At 63.2% G+C, this 6,598-nt stretch carries 4 protein-coding genes and 1 pseudogene; 2 read left to right on the top strand and 3 right to left on the bottom strand.

Annotated features, from left to right (window positions below; genetic code table 11):
* The 3 genes and pseudogenes from AYR66_RS08980 to AYR66_RS08970 all read right to left on the bottom strand — a co-directional run.
* Positions 1 to 1,519: pseudogene (locus AYR66_RS08980) on the bottom strand (histidine kinase dimerization/phospho-acceptor domain-containing protein); the annotation flags it as partial.
* A 207-nt stretch (positions 1,520 to 1,726) separates the two neighbouring features.
* Complete coding sequence (locus AYR66_RS08975) at positions 1,727 to 2,929, bottom strand: acetylornithine transaminase (protein ID WP_088707217.1); 1,203 nt, start codon at positions 2,927 to 2,929, stop codon at positions 1,727 to 1,729.
* Positions 2,930 to 3,120: 191 nt separating this feature from the next.
* On the bottom strand, positions 3,121 to 4,161 hold the full coding sequence (locus tag AYR66_RS08970) for a CDP-6-deoxy-delta-3,4-glucoseen reductase (protein ID WP_088707216.1): 1,041 nt from the start codon (positions 4,159 to 4,161) through the stop codon (positions 3,121 to 3,123).
* A gap of 12 nt (positions 4,162 to 4,173) precedes the next feature.
* Here AYR66_RS08970 and AYR66_RS08965 point away from each other — a divergent pair, with 12 nt between their 5' ends.
* On the top strand, positions 4,174 to 5,076 hold the full coding sequence (locus tag AYR66_RS08965; RefSeq protein ID WP_088709701.1) for an SDR family oxidoreductase: 903 nt from the start codon (positions 4,174 to 4,176) through the stop codon (positions 5,074 to 5,076).
* 70 nt (positions 5,077 to 5,146) lie between these two features.
* Positions 5,147 to 6,598: heavy metal translocating P-type ATPase (locus tag AYR66_RS08960; RefSeq protein WP_141104192.1), on the top strand; the 1,452-nt coding region annotated here is incomplete at its 3' end.

Here is a 6,598-nt window from a genome sequence, read left to right as displayed (position 1 = left end):
TGCCCTCGCCGGGAATGGACTGTGCGGCATTATTGATGAGGTTCAGGAAGACCTGGTTGAGCTGCGAGGGATTGCACTCGACCTCGGGCACGTCGGCATATTCCTCAACCACCTGCACGCGATGCGGGATCACGCTGCGCGCAATGTAGACCACGGTGTGCAAGCCCTTGTTGATGTCGAAGTGCGTAACCTTCTCGCGGTCGAGGCGGGTGAAGTCGCGCAGGTTCTCCACCAGCTCGCGCATCTGCTCCAGCCCCTGCATGGTGTCGCCGAGCATCTGCATCAGCATCGCGATGTCGTCGTCGTGCGATTCGATCTGCTGCAGCCGTGCGCGTGAGCTGGAAACGTTCAGGGTGACCTTGTCGCCTTCATACTTGCGCACCACGCGGGCGAATTCATGGGCGACCTTCAGCGGCATTTCGAAGCTCTTGAGTCCGTCGATGACCATGCTGATATTGCTGCGCGAGAAAGCGAGGGGCGTATTGAGCTGATGCGCAACGCCAGCCACCATCTGGCCGAGCAGCGCCATTTTTTCAGACTGGGCGAGCTGTTGCTGCGCGTGTTCGCGTTCAAGTTCCTGCTCGCGGATCGTCCTTTCGGCGCGGCGCACGATGACGAATAGCGAAGCGAACAGCAACAGGAGCAATCCGGCGACGATGGCGATGCCGTTGTGCGACATCTTCTCGACTTCGGCGAGGTTGTACTCGGCCACTTTCTCCATCTGGTTTTCGTTGTCGCGCGTGGTGGTCGCGATCTTGGCCGACGTCCGTTTGATCTGGTCGAGGAATCCCGTCACGTCGGTGTAGACCTCGAACACGCCCACGATGTCGTCGCTGCCCGGCGCATGTACCGGCAGGTAGCTGGAAATGAGGTCGCGGTTTTCCACCACGCCTTCGAAGGCGCTGAACTTGTCGCGGTGGGTCAGTTCGCTGCCAGGCTTGCCTTGCACGGCATTCTTCCAGCCGGCGTTGCCGCTCTTGTCGTCGCCGACCTGCGCGGCTTCGGACGAGTAGACGGTGATGCCGCGCATGTCGAATACCTTGACCTTGAAGACCGAGCTTTTCTTCATCGCGTCGTACACACGCGCGTCGAGCGGCTTGTATTCGGCAAGCGCGCGGATCTTCGCGCCCAGCTCCTGGTAACAGGCTTTCTTGCTGTCCGGCTGCTTCGTCTTGCCGTCGGCGCCGGCGATGTCGGCAATCGCGCGGCACTGGTCGACCGGGATGGCCTGCGCCTTGGCGATGAAAGGCGCAATGTCCTTGTCCCACAGCATGTTGGCAAACAGGCGCGTCAGGTCAAGGTTGGCCCGTTCATGGATTGCGAGCAGGTCATTGCGCGCTGCTTCTTCCTGCTGTTTAGCGAAGCTGGCCTGGACGAGCTTGGTGAATTCGATTTCCGCCGACTGGACTTCCTGGAAGAAGGCTGCCTGCTGGTGCTCGAAGTAGACGAGGGCAGCGGTCACGACAATGAACATGCCGAGCGCGGCGACGGTGAAATGGCGAACCAGGCGGAATCGCATCGGGTACTCCTGTACTTGGAATGGCGCGGCCGATGCGAGGCGGTGGAATATAGTGGCCAGGCCGGCCATCAGCAGATTGCAGTAGGGCTGATGGCGGCCAATTTTAAGTTGCCTTGTTGCAAACGTCCTTGATCTGGAAATGGGTTTTCCGGGAAAGGCCGCAGGGGAGGGCACGGTAGCGCCGGACGGCGCTTCCGTCGGGCGGGATCAGTGGCCGAGCGTGACCAGCACCTCGGACAGCATGGAAATCATCTGGTCGATTTCTTCCGTCGTGACATTCAGCGAAGGCATGAAACGCAGCAGGTCCGGGCGCGGCGAGTTGAGCAGCAGGCCGACGGGGCCCATATCGCGCGCGGTTTCGACGATCTTCGGGCCGATGTCCTTGCCGAGCTTCAGCGCGCGCAGCAGTCCTTCGCCGCGTTCGCCTTCGAGGCCGTGCTTCTCGCACAGCTTGAGCAGTTCGGCGCGCATGTAGGCGCCCTTGTCCTTCACCGATTGCAGGAAGCCCGGCTTGAGCAGTTCGGTCAGCACCGCGATGCCGGCAGCGGTCATTACCGGATTGCCGTTATAGGTGCCGCCCTGTTCGCCCGGTTCAAAGCAGGCCACTTCTTCGCGTGCCAGCAGCGCGGAGAGGGGAACGCCGCCGCCGATGCCCTTGCCTAGGGTCATGATGTCCGGCTCGATGCCCGACAGCTGGTAGGCGAACAATTCGCCGGTGCGGCCCATGCCGGCCTGCACTTCATCGACGATCAGCAGCAGGTTGCGCTGCTTGGTCAACGCGCGCAGCGCCTGCATGAATTCGCGGCTGGCGGGAATGACGCCGCTCTCACCTTGCACCGGCTCCAGCATCACGGCGACGGTCTTGTCGGTGATGAGGCTTTCCACGCTGGCGATGTCGTTCAGCTCGGCCTTCAGGAAACCCGGCACCTGCGGCGCGAACATCGTGTCCCAGCCTGCCTTGCCGCTGGCCGACATGGTGGCCAGGGTGCGGCCGTGGAAGCCGTGGTTGAAGGTGATGATTTCGTAGCGGTTTTCGCCGGCGGCGTTCTTGTTCAGCTTGCCCCACTTGCGCGCCAGCTTGATCGCGCCTTCGTTAGCCTCCGCGCCGCTGTTGGCGAAGAACACGCGGTCGAAGCAGGAGTTCTCGGTGAGCATGGAGGCGAGCACGATGGAGGGCTCGTTGTAGAAAGCGGGCGAGGGGTTGATCAGCTTGCCGACCTGCGCGCTCACCGCATCGACGATGCATTGCGGCGAATGACCGAGACAGTTGACAGCCCAGCCCTGCAGGTAGTCAAGGTAGCGCTTGCCGTTATGGTCCGTCAGCCACATGCCGCGGCCTTCGGTAAACACGAGCGAAGGCCGGTTGGTGATCTGCATGAGGGCGTTGACGTCGTACTGGCTGAATTCCATTTCGGGGCTCCTGGCTGGGCAAATATTCAAAGATCAAAAAAAAAGCCACAGGGCTGGCCTGTGGCTTTGTGAGCATCAAACGCTTACACGCACGGCTTCCCAGGCTGAGGCAGCTGGGTACGGCGTCGCAAGAGCGTGGATGTCGTGTTCATGTGAAGAATGGTAAGGCGTTTTCCGCACTGCGTCAAAACCTATTTCGTTGCCAGATCGGCAGCAACATCGGCTTCCGACGTGAAGGAATCGGCATAGAACTCGGCCTCCGGCAGCTTGCACCGGGCAGTGAAATCGGCCTTGGCCGAATCGACCATGACCGGCGCCCCGCAGGCGTAGACCTGGTGGCCGGACAGATCCGGCAGGTCTTCCATCACCGCGCGGTGGACAAAGCCGGTGCGGCCGGTCCAGCCGTCTTCGGGCTCGGCGTTGGAGATTACGGGTACGTACTTGAAGTTCGGCACCGTGCGCGCCCATTCTTCGCACAGCGCATGCATGTAGAGGTCCTTCGGGCGGCGGCCGCCCCAGTAGAGCACCATCTGGCGCTCGGTCTTGCTGTGGATGGCGTGCTCGATGATGGCCTTGATCGGCGCGAAGCCGGTGCCCGACGCGAGCAGCACGATCGGCTTGCCGGAATCCTCGCGCAGGAAGAAGGTCCCGAGCGGGCCTTCGAAGCGCAGGATGTCGCGTTCCTTCATGTTGTTGAATACATGGTCGGTGAACAGGCCGCCGGGCATGTGGCGGATGTGCACCGTCAGGTGTTCATCCAGGTGCGGTGCATTGGCCATGCTGTAGCTGCGGCGCTTGCCGTCCTTCAGCATGAACTCGATGTACTGGCCCGCCTTGTACTGCAGGCGTTCGTTGGCCGGCAGCTGCAGCGAGACGACCATCACGTCGTCGGCGACCTTGTCCAGTTTGCCGACGCGGGTCGGCAGCTTCTTGATCGGGAATTCGCCGGCGCCCAGCACTTCGCGCGCTTCGATCACGACGTCCGAATGCGGTGTCGCGCAGCAGAACAGCGAAAAACCCTTTTCCTCCTCGGCCACGGGCAGGGCCTTTTCCTGGTGGGCCTTGTGGGTCACGCTGCCTTCGAGCAGCTTGCCCTTGCAGGTGCCGCATGCGCCGTTCTTGCAGCCATAGGGCAGGCCGACGCCGGCGCGGATCGCCGCGCTCAATACGGTTTCGCCGTCGTCGCAGGTGAACTGGCGGCCGCTCGGCTGAACTGTTACTTGGAAAGTCATACAATCCCGATGATGAAAAATAAAGAAAACCTGAATGATCGGAAGCTAGGCCAGCCGCGCCTGCTGGTGCTTGGCTGCGGTGACGTCGGCATGCGCCTGCTGCCACTGGTCCGCGACCGTTTCCGCGTCTTTGCCGTGACCAGCCAACCGGAGCGCCGCGAAGAGTTGCGCGCCGCCGGCGCCATTCCCGTCGTGGCCGACCTCGATCGGCCGGACACCCTCGCACGACTGGCGCGCCTTGCGCGGCACATCGTGCATCTCGCGCCGCCCCAGCCGGAAGGCGCGCTGGACCGCCGCTCCCGAAATTTGACCGCCATTTTACCCGACCATGCCAACATGGTTTATGTGAGCACGACCGGGGTGTACGGGGATTGCGGCGGCGTGCTGGTGGACGAGACGCGCGCGGTGAATCCGCAGAATGCCCGCGCAAAACGCCGCGTGGATGCGGAGGGCGTATTGCGCAAGTGGGCGAGGCGGACCGGCTCGCGTTTGGCCATCCTGCGCGTGCCCGGCATTTACGCCGCCGGCAGGCTGCCGGTTGAACGGCTGCAGAAGGGAACGCCCGCCTTGCGGCCGGAAGACGATGTGTATACCAACCACATCCATGCCGACGATCTGGCGCGCATCATTGCGTTCGCCCTGTTCCGCGGGCAACCGGGCAGGGTGTATCACGCGGTCGACGATTCCGACATGAAGATGGGCGATTATTTCGACGCCGTGGCCGACCGGGCCGGCTTGCCGAAGCCGCCGCGCCTGCCGCGGGCGGAGCTGTCGGCCGCTGTTTCGCCGGTGCTTCTGTCTTTCATGTCCGAGTCGCGCAGGCTGGCGAACGACCGGTTGCGTACCGAGCTTGGTGTCAGGCTGCAGTTTCCGCGTGTCCAGGACGCGCTGGAAAAAATCTTCCCGGGCGCTTGATTTGCCTGCTTGACCTTCCCATCATGGTAAGGTCGATAATGAAGCTATCCTGAAAAGCAAGGATTGCATCATGAGCAACGCAACATCCCTAACGGCACCCATCGCGCCGGCCCACGAACTGGACGTGCCCATTGAAGGCATGACTTGCGCGTCCTGCGTCCGGCGGGTGGAAAAGGCGCTGCGCGCCGTTCCCGGCGTGACCGGCGCGGACGTGAATCTTGGCACCGAGCGCGCGCGGGTGACGGCGGACAAGTCCGTCACGTTCGGCACCCTGCAGCAGGCGGTCGAGAAGGCCGGTTACCAGGTTGCCAACCAGGAAATCGACCTCGACGTGGAAGGCATGACCTGCGCCTCCTGCGTCGGCCGCGTCGAAAAGGTCTTGCGCAAGGTGGACGGCGTGCTCGACGCGAGCGTGAATCTCGCGACCGAAAGCGCGCATGTGCGCGCCGCTGCCACCGTCGATGCGGACGCGCTTATCCGTGTGATCGAGAAAGCCGGCTATCACGCTCGTCCGCACAAGGACGAGCAGGCGGCGGCAAAGCAAGAACAGCGCGACACTGAACTCGTCAAAGTCGTCATGGCGGCACTCCTGTCACTGCCGCTGATTGTTCCCATGCTGCTCGGACTGGCGGGCAACCACTGGATGCTCCCCGGCTGGGTACAGCTGGTGCTCGCGACGCCGGTCCAGTTCTGGCTCGGCGCGCGCTTTTACCGGGCCGGATGGAAGGCGGTCATGGCCGGCGCGGGCAACATGGATTTGCTGGTTGCGCTGGGCACGAGCGCGGCTTACGGCCTGAGTGTCTACCTGCTGGTCGCCCATCGCGGCGGCGATATGCCGCACCTGTACTTCGAGGCCGCAGCGGTCGTTATCACGCTGGTCTTGCTCGGCAAGTGGCTGGAAGCACGCGCCAAGCGGCAAACCAGCGCCGCCATCCGCGCGCTGCAGGTGTTGCGTCCCGAAGTGGCGCGCGTGCGCCGCGACGGGCAGGAGGCCGACATGCCGATTGCGCAGGTGCGGGTCGGGGACATCGTGGTCGTGCGTCCGGGCGAGCGTGTCGCTGTCGATGGCCAGGTGCAGGATGGGCGCAGCCATATCGACGAATCCCTGATCACCGGAGAGAGCCTGCCGGTGGCCAAGCAGGCCGGCGACAAGGTGACCGGCGGTTCGATCAACGCGGAAGGTTTGCTGCTGGTCCGTACAACCGCGGTCGGTGGCGAAACGACGCTGTCGCGCATCATCCGGCTGGTAGAGAACGCGCAAGCGGCCAAGGCGCCGATCCAGCACCTGGTCGACAAGGTGAGCGCAATCTTCGTCCCGGTCGTGCTGCTGATTGCGCTGGCGACGTTTGCCGGTTGGTGGATGGAGAATGGCAGCCTGGAAACGGCCATCATCAACGCCGTCGCGGTGCTTGTGATCGCCTGTCCGTGCGCACTCGGACTGGCCACCCCGGCGGCCATCATGGCGGGAACAGGTGTCGGTGCTGCGCACGGTATCTTGATCAAGGATGCGGAAGCGCTGGAG

This window comes from Noviherbaspirillum denitrificans, assembly GCF_002211445.1.
GTDB classification, from domain to species: Bacteria; Pseudomonadota; Gammaproteobacteria; order Burkholderiales; family Burkholderiaceae_D; genus Noviherbaspirillum; species Noviherbaspirillum denitrificans.
This window is presented reverse-complemented; position numbering and strand designations above follow the sequence as displayed.